Here is a 1587-nt window from a genome sequence, read left to right as displayed (position 1 = left end):
TTGGAAAGTAACCCAGTCGGACCGCTGACAATAACTTTTCCTCCTTGTGCAATCCACTCCTGTAACGCTTGGAATTGTTTTGGGTGGAGGAACTCGACATTGGGCAAAAATAGCAAGTTAGTGTTATCGAAGTCAGAGGCTTTCTTAACTTCAGTCAAGTCAACAATACAGTAGTTAACTCCAATTGAATGCAAGCGTTCGGTAATTCCAGACCAATGCCCTTGATTATCCCGACTCTTAACTACTCCCAGTTGCACCGTTTGAGCACTAGCAGCTGGTAACCATGGTAGAGAATTGAGCAAAAGCCCGATCAAGGTACTAACGACAATAGTCTTGGGGTCGATAGGATTAGATTTGAGTATAGTCAAATCTCTGATCAAGGGGGTTAGCTGCTTGGACAAAGAGCACTGCCAATTGGAACTATCACTACTCCTGAACACCGTTTACTCCTTAAATTTTTATTATCCAAATCCTAACCTCTGTTGGTAATTAACAACGTTAGCGAGAAGTGCGGATTTAGATCAGTGCGATCGCATTAGGTATAGCGCTACGCGCAAGTCAGAAGTCAGAAGTCAGAAGTCAGCGATTACTTACGTTTCGGAGTTTAGGAGCGACTGCATCAAGACAATGTTAAACATCTTAATGCGTAGTGGTATATTGGTTCAATTGTAGTTTATGACTGGTATAACCCATAGGGGATATGTCGGCTAAAATTAGCGTAAGCGGTCAGCTGATAGCTGATAGCTGATAGCTGATAGCTTACGAATTATCTGACATGATAGGAATAGTTTTACCATCAATGATTACTTTTGTTTAGTTGATGATTAACATAACTACGAAGAACATTATTAATCGATGATTGATAGCCTTTTCCTTGACTTTTGAACCAGTCTATGATGTCACTATCTAAGCGAATAGAAATCGCTTTTTTAGTAATCGGTTTAACTATTTTGGCATTTTCCCAAAAATTATCGTCTAACTCAGGTATATCTGAGGTATCAATGGCAGAGTCAGGAATAGTTTTGATTTCTTCAAGTCGTTTTGGCGAGATATTCATAATACTTTCTTTTTTCCTTAGGGGTAGCTTTTCGAGCAGAAATTAAGCGAATTTTGCTGTTTCTTTCGGTGTGGGCTACGGTGACAATGACAACGCCTTGTATGGAACCGATGCTAATTTCTCTGATTTCATCATAATCGTATCGTTCATCAATTGACGTAAAAACGATTCCAAAGAATATTTCCTGTGCTTCTTCAAAGCTGATGCCATGTTTTTGCTTATTTTGTCGGTTTTTGTTTTCGTCCCATTCAAATTCCATTAATTTGTATATACTTTTTGTATATACAAGCATTATAACATAAAATTTAGTTTTTGGTTTCTATTCCACTTTCCGGTAAATGGTATATGGACGCGATCGCATTCTAGGGTAAGCGCAAGAAAAAATTGCCCATAGTGTGCATTGGCTAGATATGCTGATAGCTTATTGCTTACCTAGGGAGTAGGAGTATGAAGTAAGGTGAAGTAAATCAAATGGCTTTGATAATTATTAAAAACGCTAGAATTATTTGTGTGGAAAAACAAACCGTAAG

2 protein-coding genes and 1 pseudogene are annotated in these 1587 nt (G+C 38.3%); all 3 read right to left on the bottom strand.

The window, feature by feature from the left end; genetic code table 11:
* A pseudogene (locus tag F6K38_RS41470) lies at positions 1-440 on the bottom strand (glycoside hydrolase family 10 protein); the annotation flags it as partial.
* A 356-nt stretch (positions 441-796) separates the two neighbouring features.
* Positions 797-1057 carry a BrnA antitoxin family protein gene (locus F6K38_RS41465; protein WP_287360663.1) on the bottom strand — a complete coding sequence of 87 codons (261 nt, stop codon included), beginning with the start codon at positions 1055-1057 and terminating at the stop codon, positions 797-799.
* Positions 1032-1316, bottom strand: a complete 285-nt coding sequence (locus F6K38_RS41460; protein ID WP_287360662.1) for a BrnT family toxin — start codon at positions 1314-1316, stop codon at positions 1032-1034. Before F6K38_RS41460 ends, F6K38_RS41465 begins: the two co-directional genes overlap by 26 nt.
* Between the last annotated feature and the right edge of the window lie 271 nt (positions 1317-1587).

This window comes from Moorena sp. SIO3B2 (assembly GCF_010692525.1).
Lineage (GTDB): Bacteria > Cyanobacteriota > Cyanobacteriia > Cyanobacteriales > Coleofasciculaceae > Moorena > Moorena producens.
The sequence above is the reverse complement of the archived record's forward strand: the minus strand, read 5'-3'. Positions and strand labels throughout refer to the sequence as shown.

Excerpts from the sequence above, each read along its gene's own strand:
- F6K38_RS41465 (WP_287360663.1), bottom strand. The coding sequence starts at position 1,057 with ATGAATATCTCGCCAAAACGACTTGAAGAAATCAAAACTATTCCTGAC.
- F6K38_RS41460 (WP_287360662.1), bottom strand. The coding sequence starts at position 1,316 with ATGGAATTTGAATGGGACGAAAACAAAAACCGACAAAATAAGCAAAAA.